Origin of the sequence: Delftia sp. WSY_16, from assembly GCF_043104415.1 — a bacterium.
Lineage (GTDB): Bacteria > Pseudomonadota > Gammaproteobacteria > Burkholderiales > Burkholderiaceae_C > Comamonas > Comamonas tsuruhatensis.
The window spans coordinates 38,319-60,421 of sequence record NZ_JBICKS010000018.1; the positions used below are offsets into that span (position 1 = coordinate 38,319).

General features: G+C 69.8%; 16 protein-coding genes. 3 read left to right on the forward strand and 13 right to left on the reverse strand.

The features are described from left to right. The 4 genes from ACF8O7_RS08430 to ACF8O7_RS08445 form a co-directional block, all read right to left on the reverse strand. Window positions 1-1,500 (reverse strand): efflux transporter outer membrane subunit, encoded by a 1,500-nt coding sequence (locus ACF8O7_RS08430; protein ID WP_392443103.1) that lies wholly within the window; start codon window positions 1,498-1,500, stop codon window positions 1-3. A gap of 23 nt (window positions 1,501-1,523) precedes the next feature. Beyond that, on the reverse strand, window positions 1,524-4,685 hold the full coding sequence (locus tag ACF8O7_RS08435) for a multidrug efflux RND transporter permease subunit (protein WP_047325839.1): 3,162 nt from the start codon (window positions 4,683-4,685) through the stop codon (window positions 1,524-1,526). 348 nt (window positions 4,686-5,033) lie between these two features. Further along, a complete protein-coding gene (locus ACF8O7_RS08440) occupies window positions 5,034-8,165 on the reverse strand; it encodes an MdtB/MuxB family multidrug efflux RND transporter permease subunit (RefSeq protein ID WP_047471886.1) in 3,132 nt (1,043 codons plus the stop codon). A gap of 45 nt (window positions 8,166-8,210) precedes the next feature. Next, a complete protein-coding gene (locus ACF8O7_RS08445) occupies window positions 8,211-9,818 on the reverse strand; it encodes an efflux RND transporter periplasmic adaptor subunit (protein WP_392443107.1) in 1,608 nt (535 codons plus the stop codon). A gap of 422 nt (window positions 9,819-10,240) precedes the next feature. Here ACF8O7_RS08445 and ACF8O7_RS08450 point away from each other — a divergent pair, with 422 nt between their 5' ends. Beyond that, window positions 10,241-10,630: a nuclear transport factor 2 family protein gene (locus tag ACF8O7_RS08450; RefSeq protein ID WP_046988116.1), complete on the forward strand. Its 390-nt coding sequence runs from the start codon at window positions 10,241-10,243 to the stop codon at window positions 10,628-10,630. A 2-nt stretch (window positions 10,631-10,632) separates the two neighbouring features. Here the strand turns inward: ACF8O7_RS08450 and ACF8O7_RS08455 are convergent, their stop codons facing one another. From ACF8O7_RS08455 to ACF8O7_RS08495, 9 genes are all read right to left on the reverse strand, one after another. Further along, entirely contained in the window at window positions 10,633-10,971 is a 339-nt protein-coding gene (locus ACF8O7_RS08455; protein ID WP_353178716.1) for an AzlD domain-containing protein, read from the reverse strand. 5 nt (window positions 10,972-10,976) lie between these two features. Further along, entirely contained in the window at window positions 10,977-11,669 is a 693-nt protein-coding gene (locus tag ACF8O7_RS08460) for an AzlC family ABC transporter permease (protein ID WP_392443111.1), read from the reverse strand. 170 nt (window positions 11,670-11,839) lie between these two features. Then, the gene (locus ACF8O7_RS08465) at window positions 11,840-12,910 is read right to left on the reverse strand and encodes an XdhC family protein (protein WP_063326869.1); all 1,071 of its coding nucleotides are present in this window, start codon (window positions 12,908-12,910) and stop codon (window positions 11,840-11,842) included. 129 nt (window positions 12,911-13,039) lie between these two features. Next, window positions 13,040-13,771, reverse strand: coding sequence for a CoxG family protein (locus ACF8O7_RS08470; protein WP_061288281.1), 732 nt, complete (start codon window positions 13,769-13,771; stop codon window positions 13,040-13,042). Window positions 13,772-13,809: 38 nt separating this feature from the next. Continuing rightward, window positions 13,810-15,066 carry a VWA domain-containing protein gene (locus tag ACF8O7_RS08475; protein WP_392443115.1) on the reverse strand — a complete coding sequence of 419 codons (1,257 nt, stop codon included), beginning with the start codon at window positions 15,064-15,066 and terminating at the stop codon, window positions 13,810-13,812. Beyond that, window positions 15,063-16,004, reverse strand: a complete 942-nt coding sequence (locus ACF8O7_RS08480) for a MoxR family ATPase (protein WP_043790495.1) — start codon at window positions 16,002-16,004, stop codon at window positions 15,063-15,065. Before ACF8O7_RS08480 ends, ACF8O7_RS08475 begins: the two co-directional genes overlap by 4 nt. Window positions 16,005-16,161: 157 nt before the next feature. After that, a complete protein-coding gene (locus tag ACF8O7_RS08485) occupies window positions 16,162-16,953 on the reverse strand; it encodes an FAD binding domain-containing protein (protein ID WP_392443117.1) in 792 nt (263 codons plus the stop codon). 10 nt (window positions 16,954-16,963) lie between these two features. Further along, window positions 16,964-19,354: a xanthine dehydrogenase family protein molybdopterin-binding subunit gene (locus tag ACF8O7_RS08490; RefSeq protein WP_046988109.1), complete on the reverse strand. Its 2,391-nt coding sequence runs from the start codon at window positions 19,352-19,354 to the stop codon at window positions 16,964-16,966. 29 nt (window positions 19,355-19,383) lie between these two features. Continuing rightward, window positions 19,384-19,860, reverse strand: a complete 477-nt coding sequence (locus tag ACF8O7_RS08495; RefSeq protein ID WP_013803615.1) for a (2Fe-2S)-binding protein — start codon at window positions 19,858-19,860, stop codon at window positions 19,384-19,386. Between the two features lie 267 nt (window positions 19,861-20,127). On the opposite strand from ACF8O7_RS08495, the gene ACF8O7_RS08500 reads away from it, so the two are divergent. Then, window positions 20,128-21,318, forward strand: coding sequence for a helix-turn-helix domain-containing protein (locus ACF8O7_RS08500; RefSeq protein ID WP_016448925.1), 1,191 nt, complete (start codon window positions 20,128-20,130; stop codon window positions 21,316-21,318). A gap of 176 nt (window positions 21,319-21,494) precedes the next feature. Further along, entirely contained in the window at window positions 21,495-22,103 is a 609-nt protein-coding gene (locus ACF8O7_RS08505; RefSeq protein WP_016448926.1) for a TRAP transporter small permease subunit, read from the forward strand.

Consider the following 22,103-nt stretch of genomic DNA (forward strand, 5'->3'; position numbering starts at 1 on the left):
TCAGCGCGCGACAGCCTGCGGCCCCTGCGCGGACACCGGCCCCAGCGGCTCCCAGCGCCCGGCCACGTTCTTGAGCAAGGTGTTGACGGCGGCAAGGCGCCGGTTGCGCACATCGATCAGGCTGCGCCGCGCCGACAGCACCGTGGTCTGAGCGCTGAGCACATTCAGATAGGCCACCGTACCCGCGCGGTACTGGTTGTTGACGACATCCAGCGCCTTCTGCGCGGCGGCCACGGCCTCGATCTGCACTTGCTGCTCGCGCGCCAGGGCGGATGCGGTGACCAGGTTGTCCTCCACTTCCTGCAACGCCGTCAGCACGGTCTGGCGGTAAGTGGCGGCGGCCAGGTCCAGCGAGGCACGCGCCGACTCCACGGCCGCCGTGCGCGCGCCGCCGTCGAACAGCGCCAGCGCCAGCGACGGGCCCAGCGACCAGAACAGGTTGGGCGCACTCACCAGGTTGGACAGCGATGCACCCCGGTAGCCGGCCGTGGCCGACAGCGTGAGCGCCGGGAAGAAGGCCGCGCGCGCCACGCCCACCTGGGCATTGGCGGCGGCCACGCGGCGCTCGGCCGCAGCAATGTCGGGGCGCTGCTCCAGCAGTTGGGACGAGAGCATGGCCGGCACCTCGGGCGGCGGCGGCAGCTCGGCGCCGGCCTCCAGGCTGAAGGCGGCCGGCGGCAGGCCCAGCAGCGCGGCCAGGGCGTGCTCCAGCTGGGCGCGGCTGGTCTGCGCCTCGATGAGCTGGGCCTGGGTGCTTTTGTACTGCGCCTCGGCCTGGGCCACGTCGGCCGACGAGGCCACGCCCGCGCGGTAGCGGTTGTTGGTGAGCTTGAGGCTCTGCTCGTAGCTCTGCAGCGTTTCCTGCAGCAGCCGCACGCTGGCATCGGCCGCGCGCAGCGAGAAATAGGTCTGCGTGATCGATGCCTGGGCCGACAGGCGCGCGGCGGCCAGGTCGTCGCTGCTGGCCTGGGCGCTGGCCTGGCTGGCGCTGACCGTGCCCGACACGCGGCCCCACAGGTCCAGCTCCCAGCTGGCGTTCAGGCCCAGCGAGTAGTTGGTCGAGATGTTGCCGCTACTGCCGGTGTTGCCGCCCGTGCCTGATGCACCCGATGCACCCGATGCCCCGCCGCTGCGCGAGCGCGTGGCGCCGGCCGTGCTGCCCAGCGTGGGGAACAGCCCGGCCTGGCTGCTGGCCACGGCCGCCTGCGCGGCACGCAGGCGCGCGGCGGCCTGGGCAATGCTCTGGTTGCCGGTGGCGGCCTGCTGCTGCAGGCGGTTGAGCTGCTCGTCGCCGAACAGCTCCCACCAGTTGTCGGGCACTTGCGCACGCGACGGGTCCGCGGGCCGCCAGATGCCGGCCTCGGCCGCCTCGGGCGTGGCTTCCTTGAACTGGGCCGGCACCTCGAGTGCGGGGCGCTGGTAGGCGCTCTGCGTGGAGCAGCCGGCCAGCAGCGCGGCGGCCAGCCAGATCGCCGGGGTTTGGGGTGTCTTCAGCTGCATGGCCTTGGGCTTTCGGATTCGGTTCACTGGGGTGATGCGGCGGGCACAGGGGTGCCGCGGTCCTTGCCCTGCACGCGGCCACGCAGGCCCAAGGCACGCTGGCGCAGCCTGTCCAGCAGCACATAGACCACGGGCGTGGTGTAGAGCGTGAGCAGCTGGCTCAGCATCAGGCCGCCCACGATGGCAATGCCCAGCGGCTGGCGCAGCTCGGCGCCATCGCCCCGGCCCAGGGCCAGCGGCAGCGCGCCGCAGATGGCCGCCAGGCTGGTCATGAGGATGGGGCGCAGCCGCAGCTCGCAGGCGCGGTAGATGGCCTGGGCGGCCGTCGCATGGCCGCCGCGCTGCCGCTCCAGCGCGAAGTCGATCATCATGATCGCGTTCTTCTTGACGATGCCGATCAGCAAAATCACCCCGATCAGCGCGATCAGCGAGAACTCCGTCTTGAACAGCATCAGCGCCATCAGCGCACCCACGCCGGCCGAAGGCAGCGTGGACAGGATGGTCAGCGGGTGCACCAGGCTCTCGTAGAGCACGCCCAGCACCAGGTAGATGGTGATGATGGCCGCCAGGATCAGCAGCGGCTGCCCCGACAGCGCCTGCTGGAAGGCCCCTGCCGTGCCGCTGAAGCTGCCGCGCACCGACACGGGCACGCCCAGCTCGGCCACGGCCGCGCGGATGGCGTCGCTGGCATCCGACAGCGCCACGCCTTCGGCCAGGCTGAAGCTGATGGTGCTGGCCGGCGTGCCCCGGTCGTGGTTCACGGACAGCGGCGTGTTGGTGGTGGTGATGCGCGCAAACGAGGTCAGCGGCACCTGCTCGCCCTGGTTGTTCACGAAGAAGAAGCCGCGCAGCGTCTCGGGGCTTTGCAGGTAGCGCGGCGCGGCCTCCATCACCACGCGGTACTGGTTGAGCGGGTTGTAGATCACGCCCACCTGGCGCTGGCCGAAGGCGTTGTTGAGCGTGCCGTCGATCTGCGCCACCGTCAGCCCCAGGCGCGTGGCCGCGTCGCGGTCGATCACCAGCGAGGTCTGCAGGCCGAAGTCGGAGACATCGCTGTTGACGTCCGTGAGCTGGGGCAGCTGCGACAGCACCTGGCGGATGCGCGGCTCCCAGGTGCGCAGATCCTGGATGTCGTCGGCCTGCAGCGTGTAGTCGTACGAGCCCGAGCTCTGCCGCCCGCCGATGCGGATATCGCTTTGCGTGACCATGAACAGCCGCGCGCCGGGCTCGTTCTTGAGCTTGTCGCGCAGGCGGTTGATCACCTCGTCGGAAGACACCTTGCGCTCGGCCAGCGGCTTGAGCGACATGAACATGTTGGCCGCATTGCGCTGCCCCCCGCCCGTGAAGCCCGTCACGTACTCCACGGCCGGGTCTTCCTGCACGATGGACAGGAAGCGCTTGAGCCGCTGCTCCATGGCCTGGTAGGAGGTGGACTGGTCGGCCCGGATGAAGCCCATCACGCGGCCCGTGTCCTGGCTGGGCATGAAGCCCTTGTCGATGGCCATGTACAGGTGCACGTTCAGCGCCACCACGCCGGCCAGCACCAGCAGCACCAGCGGCTGGTGGCGCAGGCACCAGGCCAGGCTTGCGCGGTAGCCGGACATGGCACGCCGCTCGGCACGGCCCACCCAGGCGCCGAAGCGGTCCCAGGCGCGGCCCATTGGCCCGCGCGGACGCGCCTGTGCAGCAGGCCGCTGCGGCCGCAGCAGCGCCGCGCACATCATGGGCGTGGTGGTCAGCGACACCACCATCGAGATCAGAATCGCCGCCGACATCACCACCGCGAACTCGCGGAAGAACCGCCCCACGATGCCGCCCATGAACAGGATGGGCACGAACACCGCGATCAGCGACAGGCTCATGGACACCACGGTGAACCCGATCTCGCGCGCCCCGTCCAGCGCCGCGCGCAGCGCGGTCTTGCCGCGCTCCATGTGGCGCATCACGTTCTCCAGCACCACGATGGCATCGTCCACCACAAAGCCCGTGGCCACGGTCAGCGCCATCAGCGACAGGTTGTCCAGCGTATAGCCGGCCAGGTACATCACGCCGAACGTGCCCGCCAGCGACACCGGCACGGCCACGGCCGGAATCAGCGTGGCCCGGCCATTGCGCAGGAACAGGAACACCACCAGGATCACCAGTGCCACGGCGATCAACAGCGCCCGCTCCACCTCCACCACCGAGGCGCGCAGCGTGGGCGTGCGGTCGGACACGATGGTCAGATCGATGGCCTCGGGAATGGACGCCTTGAGCTGCGGCAGCAAAGAGCGCACGCGCGCCACGGCCTCCAGGATGTTGGCATCGGGCTGCTTGAAGATCTGCAGCAAGATGGCGGGCTTGCCATTGGCCACGCCGTAGTTGCGCACGTCCTGCACCGAATCCGTGACATCGGCCACGTCCTGCAGCCGGATCGCATTGCCATTGCTCCAGCGCAGCACCAGCGGCGCATAGTCGGCCGCCACGCGGGCCTGGTCATTGGCGGTCACCTGCCAGTAATGGTCCTCGCGCTCCACCGCGCCCAGCGGGCGGTTGGCATTCGTGGCCGAAATGGCGGTACGCACCTGGTCCAGCGACACGCCATTGGCCGCCAGCTTCACCGGGTCCAGCTCCACGCGCACGGCCGGCAGCGCCCCCCCGCTGATGGAGGCCTGGCCCACGCCCTCCACCTGCGAGAGCTTCTGCGCCAGCACGGTGGATGCCGCGTCATACATCTGCCCGCGCGTCAGCGCGCTGGACGTCAGCGCCAGGATCATGATCGGCGCATCAGCCGGATTCACCTTGCGATACGTAGGATTGCCCGGCATGCCCGAAGGCAGCAGCGTGCGCGCCGCATTGATGGCAGCCTGCACATCGCGCGCCGCGCTGTCCACCGTGCGCGACAGATCGAACTGCAGCGTGATGCGCGTACTGCCCAGGCTGGAGCTGGACGTGATCTCATTGACCCCCGCAATCGCCCCCAGCGCCCGCTCCAGCGGCGTCGCCACCGTCGCCGCCATCGTGTCGGGGCTTGCACCGGGCAGGCTGGCCGACACCGAAATCGTCGGATAGTCCACCTGCGGCAGCGGCGCCACCGGCAGCAGGAAATACGACACCGCCCCCGCCAGCGCCAGGCCGAGGGTCATCAGCATGGTGGCAATGGGCCGGAAGATGAACGGCGCCGAGAGATTGGAAAGCTGGCTCATGACCCAGCCCCAAAAACCCCAGGCCGAGCGAAGCGATGGCCCGTCCCCCGGCCTTCCCCCCTCTGCCCACGCCTGCGTTGGGGGCGATGCGGGGTGGCAAGCCTGCCGAAGGACAGGCTTGCTTCGTCATCTGACTTGCCGCAGTTGTCTGAGCGGCGCGCGAAGCGCAAAGCGAGTTCTGCGGCACACCCCGCATCGTGCCCAACGCAGGTTGCCCGCAGCGAAGCGAAGGGTCGTGGGCAGTGGGGGCGCATTTCTTTGCCTACTTTCTTGCTGCGAGGCAAGAAAGTAGGTCGGCCGCCGGGCCGAACCCCGGCCAGCGGCGCCAGCCAAGACAAGAGCGCAAGCTCAGGCATGAACGCTCTCCCGAGAAGAACGATCCCGCCACCGCTGCGCCCACCCTTCAAAAGTCAGATAGATCACCGGAGTAGTGAACAGAGTCAGCAACTGACTCACCAGCAAGCCCCCCACCAACGTCACCCCCAACGGATGCCGCAACTCACTGCCCACCCCCGTCCCCAGCATCAACGGCAAGGCCCCCAGCAAAGCCGCCAAGGTCGTCATCAAGATAGGCCGGAACCGCAGCAGGCAGGCCTGGTAGATGGCCTCGCGCGGCGTGTGCCCCTCCTCGCGCTGCGCCTCCAGCGCGAAGTCGATCATCATGATCGCGTTCTTCTTGACGATGCCGATCAGCAGCACGATGCCGATGATGGCGATGATGTCCAGGTCCAGCCCCGCCAGCAGCAGGGCCAGCAGCGCGCCCACGCCGGCCGAGGGCAGCGTGGACAGGATGGTCACCGGGTGGATGGTGCTCTCATAGAGCACGCCCAGCACGATGTACATGGTGATCACCGCCGCCAGCACCAGCAGCAGCGTGTTGGACAGCGAAGCCTGGAAGGCCAGGGCCGCGCCCTGGAAGGCGGCGTCCACCGACAGCGGCATATGGCCCTCGGTGCGCAGCTGGGCCATCAGGTCCTGCACGGCCTTGACGGCATGGCCCAGCGACACGCCGGGCGCGGTGTTGAACGAGATGGTGGCGGCGGGCAGCTGGCCCACATGGTTCACGGCCAGGGCCATGGGCCGCTCGCTGACCGTGGCCACCGAGGACAGCGGCACGGGCGCGCCCGCGCTGGAGGCCACGTAGATGGACTGCAGCGCCTCGGGCCCGACCTTGAACTGCGGCGCCACCTCCAGCACCACGCGGTACTGGTTGGACTGCGTGAAGATGGTGGAGATCAGCCGCTGGCCGAAGGCGTTGTACAGCGCCGTGTCGATGGCCGAGACCGTCACGCCCAGCCGGCTGGCCTGTGCCCGGTCGATCTGCACGAAGGCCTGCAGGCCCTGGTCCTGCAGGTCGCTGCCCACGTCCACCAGCTCGGGCAGGTCGTGCATGCGCTCGACCAGGGCCTGGGTGCTCTTGGCCAGCTGCGCCATGTCGGGCGAGGACATCAGCAGCTGGTACTGGGTGCGCGCCACGCGGTCCTCGATGGTCAGGTCCTGCACGGGCTGGGCGTACAGGCGTATGCCCGGGATCTGCAGCGCATCGTCGGACAGGCGGCGCAGCACGGCGGGCACGCCATCGCGCTGGCCATGGGGCTTGAGGTCGATCAGCAGCCGGCCCGTGTTCAGCGTGGTGTTGCTGCCATCGACGCCGATGAAGGACGAGATGCTCTGCACGGCAGGGTCCTTGAGCAGCAGCTCGGCCAGGGCCTGCTGGCGCTCGGCCATGGCGGCAAAGGAGATGGACTGGTCGGCCTCGGTCGTGGCCTGGATGGTGCCCGTGTCCTGGTCCGGGAAGAAGCCCTTGGGCACGGCAAAGTACAGCAGCACGGTCACGGCCAGCGTGGCCAGGAAGACGATCCATGTCAGGCCCCGGCGGTCCAGCACCCAGGTGAGGATGCGGCCGTAGCCGGCGATGGTGCGGTCGAAGAAGCGGCCCGTGGCGTGGTACAGGCGGCCATGCTTTTCCTCCTCGGCCCCTTCGGGCTGGTGGCGCAGCAGCCGCGCGCACAGCATGGGCGTGAGCGTCAGCGAGACCACGGCCGAGATCAGGATGGCCACCGCCATGGTGATGGCGAACTCGTGGAACAGCCGCCCCACCACGTCGCCCATGAACAGCAGCGGGATCAGCACGGCGATCAGCGAAATCGTCAGCGAGATGATGGTGAAGCCGATCTGCCTGGCGCCCTTGAGCGCGGCCTGCATGGGCGGCTCGCCCTTTTCCACGAAGCGCGCGATGTTCTCGATCATCACGATGGCATCGTCCACCACGAAGCCGGTGGAGATCGTCAACGCCATCAGCGTGAGGTTGTTGATGGAAAAACCGGCCAGGTACATCACGCCGAAGGTGCCGATCAGCGACAGCGGCACGGCAAAGCTCGGTATCAGCGTGGCCGAGGCGCTGCGCAGGAAGACGAAGATCACCGCCACCACCAGGGCGATGGCCAGCATCAGCTCCAGCTGCATGTCGTTGACCGAGGCGCGGATGGTCACCGTGCGGTCGGTCAGCACCTGCACGTCCAGCGAGGCCGGCAGGGTCTCCTTGAGCTGGGGCAGCAGCGCCTTGATGCGATCCACCGTCTCGATCACGTTGGCGCCGGGCTGGCGCCGGATGTTGAGGATCACGCCCGCGCGCGAACCACCCTCGGGCGTGCCGGCCCAGGCGGCCAGGCGCGTATTCTCGGCATCGTCCACGGTCTGGGCGATGTCGGACAGGCGCACGGGCAGGCCGTTCTTGAAGGCGATGATGAGGTTGCGGTACTCGGCCGCCGACTGCAGCTGGTCGTTGGCATCGATGGTGGAGGCACGCGCCGGCCCGTCGAAGCCACCCTTGGCCTGCTTGACGTTGGCGGCGGCGATGGCGGTGCGCACATCGTCCAGCGTCATGCCCAGGCCGGCCAGCGCCGTCGGGTTGGCCTGGATGCGCACGGCGGGACGGCGCCCACCGGCAATCGCCACCAGCCCCACGCCGTTGACCTGCGAGAGCTTGGGCGCCAGGCGGTTTTCCACCAGGTCATTGACGCGGATCACCGGCAGCGAGGGCGAGGTGATGGCCAGCGTGAGGATGGGCGCATCCGCCGGATTGACCTTGCTGTACAGCGGGGGCATGGGCAGGTCGCTGGGCAGCAGGTTGGCACCCGCGTTGATGGCGGCCTGCACCTGCTGCTCGGCCACGTCCATGGCCATGTCCAGCGCAAAGCGCAGCGTGATCACCGAGGCGCCGCCCGAACTGGTGGACGACATCTGCGACAACCCCGGCATCTGGCCGAGCTGGCGCTCCAGCGGCGCGGTGACGTTGGAGGTCATCACGTCGGGGCTGGCGCCCGGGTACAGCGTGGTGACCTGGATGGTGGGGTAGTCCACCTCGGGCAGGGCCGAAATCGGCAGCAGCCGGTAGGCCAGCAGGCCGGCGATCAGCACCGCCACCATCAGCAGCGAGGTGGCGACGGGTCGCAGGATGAAGATGCGGGAAAGATTCATGGGGCCGCCTGGAAGGGCTTGCGGTCTTCAGGTGCCGGGCGCTGCTCAGCGCCCGGCAGGAGCGGGAGCCGCTGGAGCCGCCGGAGCGGCAGACGCCGGGCCGGGCGATGGCTGGGGCGAGCCCGGTGACGGCGCAGGTGCCTGGGATGCAGGCGCGGAACCTTCGGCGGCCGGTGCGCCGCTGCCGGCGCCATTGCTGCCGCCACTGTTGCCACCGCCATTGCCGCCATTGCGCTGCCCACCGCGCTCGGCGCGCAGCTTCTGCAGGTAGGCCTTGCGCTCGTCGGGGTTCATGGTCGCCAGCTTGGCGCGCACATCGGGCGGCAGATTGCGCATGCCGCGCGGCTGGCTGGAGGCGTCCTGCACGGCCTGGTCCACCTTCTGCACCTTGTCGGGCTCGATCACCGTGACCTTGGCACCTTCGCGCAGGCGGTCAATGCCATCGACCACCACCTGCTCGCCAGGCTTGAGTTCGCCCTTCACGCTCACCCGGTCGCCATCGGTCACGCCCACGGTGATGCGCCGCTGCGTCACCGTGCCATCCTCCTGGACCAGATAGACGTAGTTGTTCTGCACGGCCGTGGTCGGCACGGTCAGCGCCTGCTCCAGCCGGTCCACTTCCAGCCTGACGTTGACGAACTGGTTGGCGAACAGCCGGCCCTCGGCATTGTCGAAGGCGGCCTTGGCCTTGATGGTGCCGGTGGCGATGTCGATGCTGTTGTCCACCGCATTCAGCCGGCCGCGCCCCAGCTGCTGCTTGAGGTCCCGGTCCCACAGCTCCACGGGCAGCTCGCGGCCCTCGGCCAGGCGCCGTGCCAGCGTGCCCACATGGGCCTCGGGCACGGAGAACACCGCGTCGATGGGCTTGACCTGGGTGATGGTGACGATGCCGTTGGCATCCGAAGGGTTGACCACATTGCCCCGGTCGGCCTGGCGCAGGCCCAGCCGGCCCGCAATGGGCGCCGTGATGCGCGTGTAGCTCAGTTGCAGCTTGGCCGCATCGGCCTGGGCCTGGTCGGCGGCCACCGTGCCCTGGTACTGGCGCACCAGCGCAGCCTGGGTATCGACCTGCTGGCCGGCAATGGAATCCTGGGCCTGCAGCTCCTTGTAGCGCTGCAGGTCCAGCTGGGCGTTCTTGAGCAGCGCCTGGTCGCGCTGCAGCGTGCCCTGGATCTGGTTGAAGCTGGCCTGGAAGCTGCGCGGATCGATCTCGGCCAGCAGCTGGCCGGCCTTGACCTCGTCGCCTTCCTTGAAATGCAGGCGCAGCAACTCGCCCGACACCTTGGCGCGCACCACGGCCGTGGCGCGCGGGTTCATGGTGCCGATGGCGCTGATCAGCACGCGCATGTCGCGCCGCTCCACCACGCCCACGGACACCGGCTGCGCCTGGGCACCCATGGCGCCGGGGCCGCCAGGCCCACCCGGCCCGCCGGGGCCGCGCCGGCCGCCTCCCGCACGCCCGCCACCCGGGCCGGGCGCACCGGCCGAGGCCTGCTCGCCCTGCGCCGGCGCCCGCTTGTTCCACCACCACAGCCCGCCCCCCGCCACCAGGGCCAATGCCACCACGCCCCACATCAGGGCAGGCCGTACCCGGCCACGCTGGCGTGCGCCGTTGGCATCTGCAACAAGGGGGCTGCTGGACAGGCGTTTCATGGTCACTGCGGGAAATCGTGGGAGGAAGCCGTGGGCCCGGCCCCGGAACGGGGCACGGCGGCGGATGCGGCTATGGTAGCCAGTCCCATGCTCTCCAAAACGAGGCAGATCGCCGTTTTACGCAGGCATTACCCCCGCTTTACCCCGGCTTTACCCGCCCTGGCCAGAGCGTTTTCGGAAACAGGTCGGCCACCCGTCGGCAGGGCCTCAGACAGGGCACGGCGCTCACAACACTGTTGACCCAGGCACGGCCAATGCGGGGCGCACCGGCCCGAAAGCCCATTGAAAACAAGGCATTGCACCCCAGCCCGGCGCAGGTCGCGCCTGTCACCCCGTTGGACTGCACCCCGCGCTTGTGGCTACGATGCGCGGCCGCCGGCCTGCAGGCGCAGGCCGCCATCCATCCGTCCCAGGAGAACACCATGACGACTGCCAACCCACGCCTGACCGACCACCCCGAAGAAGCCGCCGTGCGCGTGCCGCTGGAGCTGTACATGCGCGGCCATGCCGAGGACGACAGCGCCCACATGCGCGCCGCCTTCATGCCCACCGCCCGCATCGAAAGCGTGCGCGAAGGCCCGCTGACCTCCTGGGACATCGACACCTACTGCGCCCGCTTCAAGGGCCAGCCCGCCGCCGACGAGGCCACGCGCCGCCGCAGCATCGACGCCATCGACATCGGCGGCACGGCGGCCAGCGCCAAGATCACCCTGGTGCACGGCGCCATCACCTTCATCGACTACTTCGTGCTGCTCAAGACGGAAGCGGGCTGGAAGATTGCCAACAAGGCCTTCCATGCCCAGCCGCACTGACATCACCAGGGCTTGAAATGGGCCAGCAGGCCGTAGGTCAGCGCACCAGCCAAGGTCGGCATGGCAATGCCTCCCCGCACCAGGCGTGCGAGGCAGATGGCCAGCAAAGCCACGGAGATCACGGCCACCCGCCCCCAGCGGACATCGCTGACCAACAGCCCCCAGGTTGACACCACGAACAGGGCAGCGATGGCGGCGGGCCCGACACCCGCCAGCCACCTCTGCACCTGCGGGGACGCCCGTGCAGAGTGCCCTCTGCGGCGTGCCTGCCACAACGGCAACCAGCGCAGGCCAAAGGTGCCGGCACCGCACAACAGCAAGATCCAGAATGTGTACGACATGGTGATCAGCCCCTATCGGCCGTGGCCGCATGCGCCAGCGCACCGCACAGGATCGCCAGCGCCAGTGCGTGGTAGCCCGGAATGAAGCAAACCAGCACCGCAGCGACCACGGCGGCCGTGAGCACCGCACGCCACCAGCGCAGCACCCCCGCCTCCAGCAGCAGCGCAAAGAACAATGCCGGCAGAACGAAGGCCAGCCCCTCGCGGACGGCTGCCGGCCACCGATCCACCTCGCCCACCAGCGTCACCCCCATCACCGTGCCGCCCACCCAGGCCGCGTAGGCGCCAAGTTGCAGGCCCAGAAGCCAGTGCTCGCGCTCGGCCTCTGGCACGCCCTGCATCTTGCTCATGGCGGTGGCAAACACCTCGTCGGTCAGGCCAAAGGCCAACCAGGGCGTGGCCAGGCGCTGCCGCGGCCCCAGCACCACGTGCAGGGCCGGGCCATACAGCACATGCCGCGCATTCATCAACAGCACCGTGGGCAAAGCGGTCCACAGCCCGGCTCCCGAAGCCAGCAACGAAATCAGCAGGAACTGGCTGGCTCCGGCATAGACCAGCACGGAAGCCATCACGGCAATGGATGGAGCAAGACCCGCCTGAACGGCCGCCACGCCAAAGGAAAAAGCAATCGGCAGATAGCCTGTTGCCACGGAGAGGCTGGCGGTCAGGCCGGCAGCCAGCGGACGAGCGCCGCTCACGCCGCGCCTCCGAACCCTTTCGCCACAGGATTGCCGACAATCGTGCCGGGCAAGCCGGCCTCATTCCCAGCCAAACACATGATCGCCTCCCTCTATGAAAGAAGATCGATCAATATAGCGCCTCAACTCCCGTCACTGCAGCCCCATGCCGCCCGCCTGCGGCGCCCCGTCTAACCCACCCCGCACACCAGGGGCGTGATGCCCTCGGGCCCGTCATCCTCCAGCGGCTGCGGGGGCTGGGCGGCGGCGAGCTTGCCTTCTTCCACGGTCATGCCGCGCGGCAGGGCCACGCCGTTCTTGGCGGCCAGGACCTCGGCCATGATGCTGACGGCGATTTCGGGAGGCGTCTTGCTGCCTATGTACAGGCCGATGGGGCCGCGCAGGCGCGCGAGCTGTGCGTCGCCCAGGCCGAAGTGCTCGCTCAGGCGCTGCAGGCGCAGCGCGGTGTTGCGGCGCGAGCCGATGGCGCCGACGTAGAAGGCCGGGGATTCCAGGGCTTCCATGAGGGCCAGGTCGTCGAGCTTGGGGTCGTGCGTGAGGCCGATGATGCAGGTGCGCGCATCGGCGCGCATGGTGCGCACGAGGTCGTCGGGCATCTCGCGCGACAGCTGCACGCCGGCCACGCTCCAGTGGCGGCTGTATTCCTCGCGCGGGTCGCAGACGGTGACCGCAAAGCCGTTGAACAGCGCCATGGTGGCCAGGTATTCGGACAGCTGGCCTGCGCCGATGAGCAGCATGCGGTACTCGGGGCCGAAGCTGTTGGCGACCTGCTGCCCGTCATGCACCAGCGGCTCGGGCGCGTCGCTGACCTGCTGGGCGACCTGGCCGGTGGCCTTGTCCACGGTGCGCCGCACCATGCGGCCTTCGTCCAGCCATTGGACGAGTTGCTGCAGCGCAGCAGCGTCGGGATTGAATTCGAGCAGCAGCTCCAGCGTGCCGCCGCAGGGCAGGCCGAAGCGGTGGGCCTCGTCGGCGCTGACGCCGTAGCGCAGCAGCCGGGGCGCGCCGTCGCGCAGGGCGTCGGCGTCCGAGGCGTGGCTGTAGCGGGCGATCAGGTCGTCCTCGATGCAGCCGCCGGACACGGAGCCGACCACGGCGCCCGAGGCCCCCAGCGCCATGATGGAGCCGATGGGCCGGGGCGACGAGCCCCAGGTACGCACCACCGTGGCCAGCAGCGCGCGCTCGCCCTGAGCGCGCCATTGCGCGAGGTGGCGCAGAACATGAACATCCAGGTTTTCCATTGCAAATCTCCACGCCGGCACCTGGCTTGCCTGTGCAGCTGGGCGCCTGGCGTTTTTCGGCGGCTATTGTGCTGCGCCAGCGCGCATCGTTCAGGGTGGGTGGAAAAAGCCGTGGGTCGGCGCAAGGACTCAGTACCGCGAGAGCAGCCAGCCGGCGCCCAGGACGACGACGATGGCCAGCCCCCAGCACCACAGCGGGATGGCGCGGCGCGAGCGTTCCTCGGCCTCGGTGGCCGGTGCGGCATCCAGCGGCGTGGCCACGCCGGCTGCGGCGTCGTGCTCCCAGGCCTGGGCGTCCACGGTGGGCTCGATGTGGCCGGTTTCATCGGCCAGGCCGGCAGGCAGGTGGGACAGGTCGGCGGTGTCGCCTGCATCGGCAGGCGCTGCCGCCGCGCGCGGGTGGCGCTGCTGCATCAGCGTGTCGAAGCGCGCGAAGAAGTCGTCGGCCATGTTGCGGGCGGCGCCGTCGATCAGCCGCTGGCCCAGCTGGGCGATCTTGCCGCCGACCTGGGCCTGCACGCTGTAGCTGAGCAGGCAGCGCGGCTGGCCTGCGGCGTCAGCGGGCTCGGGGGTGAGGGTGACGTCGGCCTCGCCCTTGCCGAAGCCGGCCACGCCGCCCTGGCCTTCAAAGGCGATGCGGTAGCGCTCGGGCGGCGTGATGTCGGACAGCGTGACCTTGCCGCTGAACTTGGCCGATACCGGCCCCACCTTGACCGCCATGCCCACGGCGTACTGGTCATCGCCCTGGGGTTCGAAGCGGTCGCAGCCGGCCAGGCAGGCCTTGAGCGTTTCGGGATCGTTGAGCGCCTCCCAGGCCTGCTGCTGGCTGACGGCGAGGGAACGGCTGGCTTGCATTTCCATGGCAATTCCTTTCTGCGATGGGGGTGGCCGCAAGCGGCTCAGCGGCCTGGCGCCGCCAGCAGCCGCGCCAGGTGACCGGCCAGTTGCTGCAGCGATTCCAGGTTGTGTACCGCAAGCATGGCATGGGCATGACGATGCAGCACGGCCGCCCCCTGGGCCAGTGGGGCATACCCGTCAAAGCGCAGCAGCGGGTTGAGCCACAGCAGCCGCGCGCTGTGGCGGCGCAGCCAGGCCAGTTCGCGGTCCAGCTCGGCGGCATCGCCGGTGTCCAGGCCGTCGCTGATGATGAGCACCAGGGTGCGCCGGCCCACCAGGCCTGAAACCTGGTGGCGCGCATGCAGGCGGCGCAGTTCGCCCAGGCTGCTGCCCAGGCGGGTGCCGCCGCCAAAGTCGGCAATGGCGGCGTTGGCGCGCTCGAGCATGGCGTCGGTGTCGGCCTGGGCAAAGGCCGGGCCCAGGTCGCGCAGCTCGGTGCCGAAGCTGTAGACCTGGCGGCGCAGGCCCGCATGGCGCTGCGTGCTGGTGGCCGCGTGCAGGAAGGCCAGCAGCAGCCGCGCATAGCGCTCCATGGAGCCCGAGACATCGACCAGGGCCAGCCAGGGCAGCGGCAGGCGCCGCCGTTCGCGCCGCAGCAGCTGCAGCATTTCGCCGCCGTGGTGCGATGCCGCGCGCAGGCTGGCAGCCCAGTCGGGCACCGCGCCGCGCTGGCCGGTGCGCGTGCGGCGGCTGCTGTAGCGGGGCAAGGGAAGGGCAATGTCCCTGGCCAGGCGCTGCACCAGCAGGTATTCGCTGGCGCTGAGCTGGTTGAAGTCGGCATGGCGCAGGCGGTGGCGCTCGCTGGCCGTCATGGCGGCGTCCAGCTTCAGTTCTTCATCGACGGCGGCCCAGCCCTCGCCTGCCTGGCGAGGCGACAGCGCTTCCTGCACGCGCGGGCGGTGGCGCGGCGCGGACGGCCGGGGCGCCTGCGGCAGCAACTGGGCCAGCAGTTGCCGGGCCACGTCGGGATTGCGGAAGTAGGCGTCGAACAGTTCGCGGAACACGGCGCGGTCCTGGGCGTTGCTCACAAATACGGCCTCCAGCGCGGCGGCCATGTCCTCGCGCGCCAGGCCGACCAGGGACAGGGCCTGCTGGGCCAGCGCCATGCGCCCGCCATCCACGGGCACGCCCGCGCGGCGCAGCGCACGCGCAAAGCCGACCAGGTTGCCAGCGAGCTTGCCGCTGCGCGCATCGCCCAGCCAGCTGGTGCGCTCGCCCCCATCGGCGGCACCGGCGGCACCGGCTGCCCCAGCCGTCACGGCGCGGGCTCCGGCGCCAGCAGTTGCTGCAGCCGCTCGGGCGTGAGCGCGGCCACGTCCTCGCGCTGCTTGAAGAGGATGCCGGCCGTGTCGTGCACGACTTCGGGATCGACCACCAGGGTGTCCAGCGCCACCAGGGCCTTGGCCCATTCCACGCTTTCGGCAATGCCGGGCACGCGCTGGAAGGCGTCGGAAAAGGGCTGGCTGCGCAGCCGCCCCACGAAGCTCGCCACCTGGGCCGTCAGGGCCTGCCCGGCCCCAGGCACCAGGGCGCGCACGATGGCCAGCTCGCGCTCGCGCCCGGGATAGTCCAGCCAGTGGTAGAGGCAGCGGCGCTTGACGGCATCGTGCAGGTCGCGCGTGCGGTTGCTGGTGAGCACGGTCACGGGCGGCACGCGTGCCGCCACCGTGCCCAGCTCGGGGATGCTGACCTGGTACTCGCCCAGGTATTCGAGCAGGAAGGCCTCGAAGGGCTCGTCGGCGCGGTCGATCTCGTCGATCAGCAGCACGGCGCCGGGCTCGGGCTGCTGCAGGGCCTGCAGCAGCGGGCGGCTTACCAGGTAGCGCTCCTGGTAGACCTCCTGCTCGGCGCGCTGCAGTCGGTCCTGCTGCGGTGCGGCCGCGGGCTGCGCCGAGGCCAGCTCGGCCGCGCGCAGGTGCAGCAGCTGGGCCGCGTAGTTCCATTCATACAGCGCCTCGCGCTGCTCCATGCCGTCATAGCACTGCAGCCGGATCAGGCGGCGCTCCAGCACGCGTGCCAGCGCCTGGGCCAGCGCGGTCTTGCCCACGCCGGGCTCGCCCTCCAGCAGCAGCGGCCGCTGCAGCCGCAGGGCCAGGAAGACGGCCGTGGCCAGGCGCCGGTCGGCGAAATAGCCTTCGGCCTGCAGCGCGGCGACCAGGGCGTCTATGGAGGCAATGGCTTGCTCGGGAACCTTCATTCAGTCCTTATCCAATCGTCATGGAACTGCGCTTCGTCTGCGCTGCGCAAAACTGGCGCAATCCAACTCAGGGACACCGAGGAAGGGCCGCCCCGCACCGAGGGTGTCGTCCCCCTTCAAGGGGGAAGGCGCGAAGCGACTCAGGGGGTCACCATAGTCACCCCAGCATCTGCGATACCGCACGCTGCGTCTGCACGCTGATCAACTGCGCCCGGTAGCGCGCGCTGGCATGCAGGTCGCTGTTGAGGTCGGCATGGTCGATCAGCACCTGGGCGGCCGCGTCGGGCGTGAAGCTCTGGTTGAGCGCGGCCTCCAGCCCCGCATGGCGGAACACGCTGAGCCCGGCGCCCGTGATGGCCACGCGCACGCCGCTGTCGGTCTGGGCGACGAAGACGCCCACCAGGGCGAAGCGCGAGGCGGGCTGCTTGAACTTGAGGTAGGCGGCCTTCCTCGGGACCGGAAAGCGCACGGCCGTGATCAGCTCGCCGCTGCCCAGCGCCGTGGTGTACATGCCCTGGAAGAAGTCGTCGGCCGCGATCTCGCGCCGGTCGGTGACGACGGTGGCACCCAGGCCCAGCACGGCGCTGGGGTAGCAGGCAGCGGGGTCGTTGTTGGCCAGCGAGCCGCCGATGGTGCCGCGCGCACGCACCTGGCGGTCGCCGATGCCGCCGGCCAGCTCGGCCAGGGCCGGGATGGCGGCCTGGACCTGCGGGTTGGCGGCCACGTCGGCGTGGCGTGTCATGGCGCGGATTTCCACGGTCTGGCCGTTGACGGCGACGCCGGCCAGGCCCTGGACGCGGTTCAGGTCCACGATCTGTTCGGGCCGCGCCAGGCGCAAGCGCATCGATGGCAGCAGGCTTTGCCCGCCGGCCAGGTACTGGCCGCCCTGGGCGGCCAGGGCAGCGGCGTCGGCCGTGGTGCCAGGGGCTTCATAGGTGAATGCGTACATGGCGCTCTCCTCAGGAGGTGGCTGCGGCGTCGATGGCCGACCAGACACGGTGCGGGCTGGCCGGCATGTCCAGGTCCCTGACACCCAGGGGATGCAGTGCGTCAAGCACGGCATTGATGACGGCGGGCGGCGAGCCTATGGCCCCCGCCTCGCCGCAGCCCTTGGTGCCCAGCGGGTTGTGCGTGCAGGGCGTGCAGACGGTGCCGAGCTTGAATTCGGGGAAATCGTCGGCGCGCGGCATGGCGTAGTCCATGAAGCTGCCGGTGAGCAGCTGGCCGGTCTCGCGGTCGTAGACGCAGTTTTCCAGCAGCGCCTGGCCTATGCCCTGGGCCACGCCGCCGTGCACCTGGCCCTCGACGATCATGGGATTGATGATGGTGCCGAAGTCGTCCACGGCGCTGAAGCGGTCCACGCGCACCACGCCCGTGGCCGGGTCCACCTCGACCTCGCAGATGTACGTGCCTGCGGGAAAGGTGAAGTTGGTGGGGTCGTAGAAGGCGGTTTCGTTGAGGCCGGGCTCCAGCTTGTCCAGCGGGTAGTTGTGCGGCACATAGGCGGTGAGCGCGATCTGGGCGAAGGGGATTTTCTTGTCGGTGCCGCGCACCGTGAACTCGCCGCCTGCGAAGTCGATGTCGGCGTCGCTGGCCTCCATCAGGTGGGCCGCGATCTTCTTGGCCTTGGCCTCGATCTTGTCCAGTGCCTTCATGATGGCCGCGCCGCCCACGCTGATGGAGCGCGAGCCATAGGTGCCCATGCCGAACGGCACACGGCCCGTGTCGCCGTGGACGATGTCCACGTTCTCCACGGGTATTCCCAGGCGCGCGGCCACCACCTGGGCGAAGGTGGTCTCGTGCCCCTGGCCATGGCTGTGCGAGCCCGTGAACACGGTGACGCTGCCCGTGGGGTGCACGCGCACCTCGCCGCATTCGAAGAGGCCGGCCCGCGCGCCCAGGGCGCCTGCGATGTTGCTGGGCGCCAGGCCGCAGGCCTCGATGTAGCTGCTGTAGCCCAGGCCGCGCCTGAGGCCCCGCGCCTCGCTGTCGGCACGGCGCGCGGCAAAGCCGGCCACGTCGGCCAGGGCCTCGGCCTTGTCCATGCAGGCGCCGTAGTCGCCCACGTCGTACTGCAGGGCCACGGGCGTCTGGTAGGGGAAGCTGGTGACGAAGTTGCGCCGCCGTATCTCGGCCTGGGACAGGTTCAGCTGCCAGGCGCAGCGGCTGACCAGGCGCTCCAGCAGGTAGGTGGCCTCGGGCCGGCCCGCGCCCCGGTAGGCATCGACGGGCGCGGTGTGGGTGAACCAGGCATCGACCTCCACATAGACCTGGGGCGTGGCGTACTGGCCGGCCAGCAAGGTGGCATAGAGGATGGTGGGCACGGCGCTGGCGAAGGTGCTCAGGTAGGCGCCCAGGTTGGCATCCGTGTGCACGCGCATGGCCAGGAACTTGCCGCTGGCGTCCATGGCCATCTCGGCATGGCTGACGTGGTCGCGGCCATGGGCGTCGGTGAGGAAGGACTCGCTGCGGTCGGCCGTCCACTTGATGTTGCGGTTGAGCTTTCGCGCACCCCAGGTCAGGCAGACATCCTCGGCATACAGGAAGATCTTGGAGCCGAAGCCGCCGCCCACGTCGGGCGCGATCACGCGCACCTTGTGCTCGGGCAGGCCCATGACGAAGGCCGTCATCAGCAGCCGCTCGACGTGCGGGTTCTGGTTGGCCACGTACAGCGTGTACTCGTCATTGGCGCGGCTGTAGCTGCCGATGGCCGCGCGCGGCTCCATGGCGTTGGGAACCAGGCGGTTGTTGACCAGGTCCAGCTGGGCGATGTGGGCGGCACCGGCGAACACGGCATCCACGGCGGCCTTGTCGCCGATGGCCCATTTGTAGCAGTGGTTGTCGGGGGCGATGTCGTGCACCACCGCGCCGGGCACGCTGCCGGCCGCCGCGTCGGCCACCAGCACCACGGCGGGCAGCGGGTCGTAGTCCACCTCCACCAGCTCGGCCGCGTCGCGCGCCTGCTCCAGCGTCTCGGCCACGACCATGGCGACCTGGTCGCCCACGTAGCGCACGGTGTCCAGCGCCAGGATGGGATGCGGCGGCTCCTTCATGGGCTCGCCGTTGGTGCTGGTGATCAGCCAGCCGCAGGGCAGGCCGTTGATCTTGTCGGCCGCCACGTCGGCGCCCGTGAGCACGCCGATGACGCCGGGCGCGGCCCTGGCCGCGTCGGTGGACACGGAGCGCACACGCGCATGCGCGTGCGGCGAGCGCACGAACACCGCATGGGCCTGGGCGGCCAGCGCGATGTCGTCGGTGTACTGGCCCGCGCCCGTGAGGAAGCGGTAGTCCTCCTTGCGCTTGACGGGCTCGCCGATGTGGGGGAGCTTGGAAAAGTCGGATGCACCCATGGCTGTCTCCTTGTGGTGACCTGCGGCGCTCAGGCCGCAGGCCCTGCCATGGCCTGGCTGCCCTTTTTCACGGCGGCCACGATGTTCTGGTAGCCCGTGCAGCGGCACAGGTTGCCCTCCAGCGCCTCGCGGATCTCGCGATCGCCCGCGCACGGCTGGCGCTGGCACAGGTCCACGGCGCTCATGACCATGCCCGGCGTGCAAAAGCCGCATTGCAGGCCGTGGCACTCCTTGAAGGCCGCCTGCATGGGATGCAGGCCGCCGTCGATATCCGCCAGCCCTTCGATGGTGCGCACCTCGCAGCCCTCGGCCTGCACGGCCAGCATGGCGCAGGACTTGACGGCGTGGCCGTCGACGATGACGGTACAGGCCCCGCACTGGCTGGTGTCGCAGCCCACATGCGTGCCGGTCAGGCGCAGGTGCTCTCGCAGCGCATGCACGAGCAAGGTGTTGGGTGGAACGTCGATGCGCTGCGCGCGCCCGTTGACGGTGAGCTGGACATTCATCGTGCTGTCTCCTGCCTGTGTTCGGCGGTGATCTGGAACGTGGGGGAACGCCGGAAACCTCGCCTGCCATGGTCGCCCTGCCCGCAGGCGCCCGTTCTAGGGTTGACCCGCAAGCCCGCGCCGGGCGGCGCGGATATTCTCAAAATGACACAGTCGTCACCGCAGCCGCAGCCCGCACCGCTTGCGCCTGCGCCCCCGGCTTCGACCGTGCCCGCCTGCCAGCCCGTTCGCAATCCCTTGCCAGCCAGCCACAGGAGTCCCCGCCCCATGTTCGCCCTGAGCCCCGACGCCGCGCAGCCCTGCCCCGCCGATCCGCGCCACGCGCAGATCGCCCGGGCCCGCAGCCTGGCCTTCGGCGAGCAGGCGCTGGCCGGCATGCCGCCTGCCACTCTGCCCGCCCCCCCTGCCGGCATCGCGCCCTGGCTGTGGCGCTCCTGGCAGCGCTGCCTGGCGGCAGGCCGCCGCCCGGGCGAGCGCGTGGTCTACGAAGCGCTGGGGCCGCATGCGCTGCGCCAGGCACGTGACGGCCACGAGGCGCTGCTGCAGGCGGCGCACCCCGTGATGACCCAGCTGGTGGGCGCCGTGGGCGCCATGCGCTACTTCAGCCTGCTGACCGATGCGCACGGCACCGTGCTGGACGTGCAGGGGCCGCTGGACCGCAGCGACATCCGCGTGCAGGCCATCGCCCGTGTGGGCGTGGACCTGTCCGAGCAGGGCGTGGGCACCACCGCCATCGGTGCGGCCCTGGCCGAGCACGGCCCCGTCTGGCTGCACCGGGCCGAGCATTTCTTCGAGGCCAACCGCCACTACAGCTGCGCGGGCGCACCGCTGTACGCCCCGGACGGCCGCTGCCTGGGCATGCTGGACATCACGGGCGTGGACGTGCCCGAGCGGCCCGAGCTGATGCACCTGGCGCTGCGCTGCGCCCGCGCCATCGAGGACCGGCTGCTGCGCGCCCTGCCCCACGCGCTGCTGCTGCACCTGAACTGGCCCGGCGGGCCTCTGGGTCAGGAGGGCGAAGGCCTGCTGGCCGTGGACGCCGAAGGGCATGTGGCGGGCAGCAATACCCTGGCGCGCCAGCTGGTGCCCCAGCCGCTGGCGCAGCCGGGCCAGCCGCTGCACTGCAGCGAACTGCTGGCCATGCCCTGGACGGCGCTGGTGGAGCATGCGCGCCAGCGCCCCAACGAACCGCTGCGCCTGCCGCTGTGGTCGGGCCTGCGGCTGCAGGCACTGGTGCAGCCCGGGCCCCAGCTGCGCCAGTTGCTGCCTGCGCTGGGCACGGCGGCACTCGCTGCCGCCGCCCAGGCCAGCCCGCTGCGCGCCAGCGAGGGCGTGCTGATCGAGCAGGCCCTGCAGGATGCCCAGGGCAATGTGACCCGGGCCGCCCGCGCGCTGGGCATCAGCCGGGCCACGATGTACCGAAAACTGGGCGCCCGCAGGCCCCGCGCGACAACCTGAACGGGACGTTTCCTCGGGTTCACACGGATTTCTTTTAGGGGGAGCAGGCCGCCTGCGGCGTTCGGGTCTCCGTAGAATCGACGGCTTTGGTCCATGCGCCGACAAGAGCGCTGCGCGCCGGCCTACAGGCCGGCGTACGGCGACGGACCCAATACAGCCTACTTTTTGGAGACACCATGCAGGCTTTGCTCAAATTCTCAAGAGGGGTCGACTGGCTCAACAGCCTGGTCGGGCGATGCCTTATCTGGCTGATCCTGGCCTCGACGGTCATCAGCGGCATCAATGCCATCGTGCGCAAGGTGTTGCACACCAGCTCGAACGCCTACCTCGAAGTGCAGTGGTACCTGTTCGCCGCCTCCTTCCTGCTGGCCGCCGGCTACACGCTGCTGCAGGGCGAGCACGTGAAGGTGGATGTGATCGCCAGCCGCCTGTCCAAGCGCACGCAGATCTGGATCGACATCTTCGGCTTCGTCTTTTTCCTGACCCCCATGGCGCTGGCCATCCTGTGGTTCGGCACGCCGTTCGTGATCCAGGCCATCCAGACCGGCGAGATGTCGGGCAATGCAGGCGGCCTGGTGCGCTGGCCCGTCTACCTGATGATTCCCCTGGGCTTCGGGCTGCTGCTGCTGCAGGGCATGTCGGAGCTGATCAAGCGCATCGCCTTCCTGAAGGGCCTGATCGACGATCCCACGGCCAAGAAGGGCGAGAAGACCGCAGAGCAAGACCTGGCCGAAGCCCTGCGCGGGCTGGCAGGAGCCAAGGACAAAAGCGGGCAAGGCGCCTGA

Coding starts and splice junctions, on each gene's coding strand:
- ACF8O7_RS08430 (WP_392443103.1), bottom strand. CDS start 1,500: ATGCAGCTGAAGACACCCCAAACCCCGGCGATCTGGCTGGCCGCCGCG.
- ACF8O7_RS08435 (WP_047325839.1), bottom strand. CDS start 4,685: ATGAGCCAGCTTTCCAATCTCTCGGCGCCGTTCATCTTCCGGCCCATT.
- ACF8O7_RS08440 (WP_047471886.1), bottom strand. CDS start 8,165: ATGAATCTTTCCCGCATCTTCATCCTGCGACCCGTCGCCACCTCGCTG.
- ACF8O7_RS08445 (WP_392443107.1), bottom strand. CDS start 9,818: ATGAAACGCCTGTCCAGCAGCCCCCTTGTTGCAGATGCCAACGGCGCA.
- ACF8O7_RS08450 (WP_046988116.1), top strand. CDS start 10,241: ATGACGACTGCCAACCCACGCCTGACCGACCACCCCGAAGAAGCCGCC.
- ACF8O7_RS08455 (WP_353178716.1), bottom strand. CDS start 10,971: ATGTCGTACACATTCTGGATCTTGCTGTTGTGCGGTGCCGGCACCTTT.
- ACF8O7_RS08465 (WP_063326869.1), bottom strand. CDS start 12,910: ATGGAAAACCTGGATGTTCATGTTCTGCGCCACCTCGCGCAATGGCGC.
- ACF8O7_RS08470 (WP_061288281.1), bottom strand. CDS start 13,771: ATGGAAATGCAAGCCAGCCGTTCCCTCGCCGTCAGCCAGCAGCAGGCC.
- ACF8O7_RS08480 (WP_043790495.1), bottom strand. CDS start 16,004: ATGAAGGTTCCCGAGCAAGCCATTGCCTCCATAGACGCCCTGGTCGCC.
- ACF8O7_RS08485 (WP_392443117.1), bottom strand. CDS start 16,953: ATGTACGCATTCACCTATGAAGCCCCTGGCACCACGGCCGACGCCGCT.
- ACF8O7_RS08490 (WP_046988109.1), bottom strand. CDS start 19,354: ATGGGTGCATCCGACTTTTCCAAGCTCCCCCACATCGGCGAGCCCGTC.
- ACF8O7_RS08495 (WP_013803615.1), bottom strand. CDS start 19,860: ATGAATGTCCAGCTCACCGTCAACGGGCGCGCGCAGCGCATCGACGTT.
- ACF8O7_RS08500 (WP_016448925.1), top strand. CDS start 20,128: ATGTTCGCCCTGAGCCCCGACGCCGCGCAGCCCTGCCCCGCCGATCCG.
- ACF8O7_RS08505 (WP_016448926.1), top strand. CDS start 21,495: ATGCAGGCTTTGCTCAAATTCTCAAGAGGGGTCGACTGGCTCAACAGC.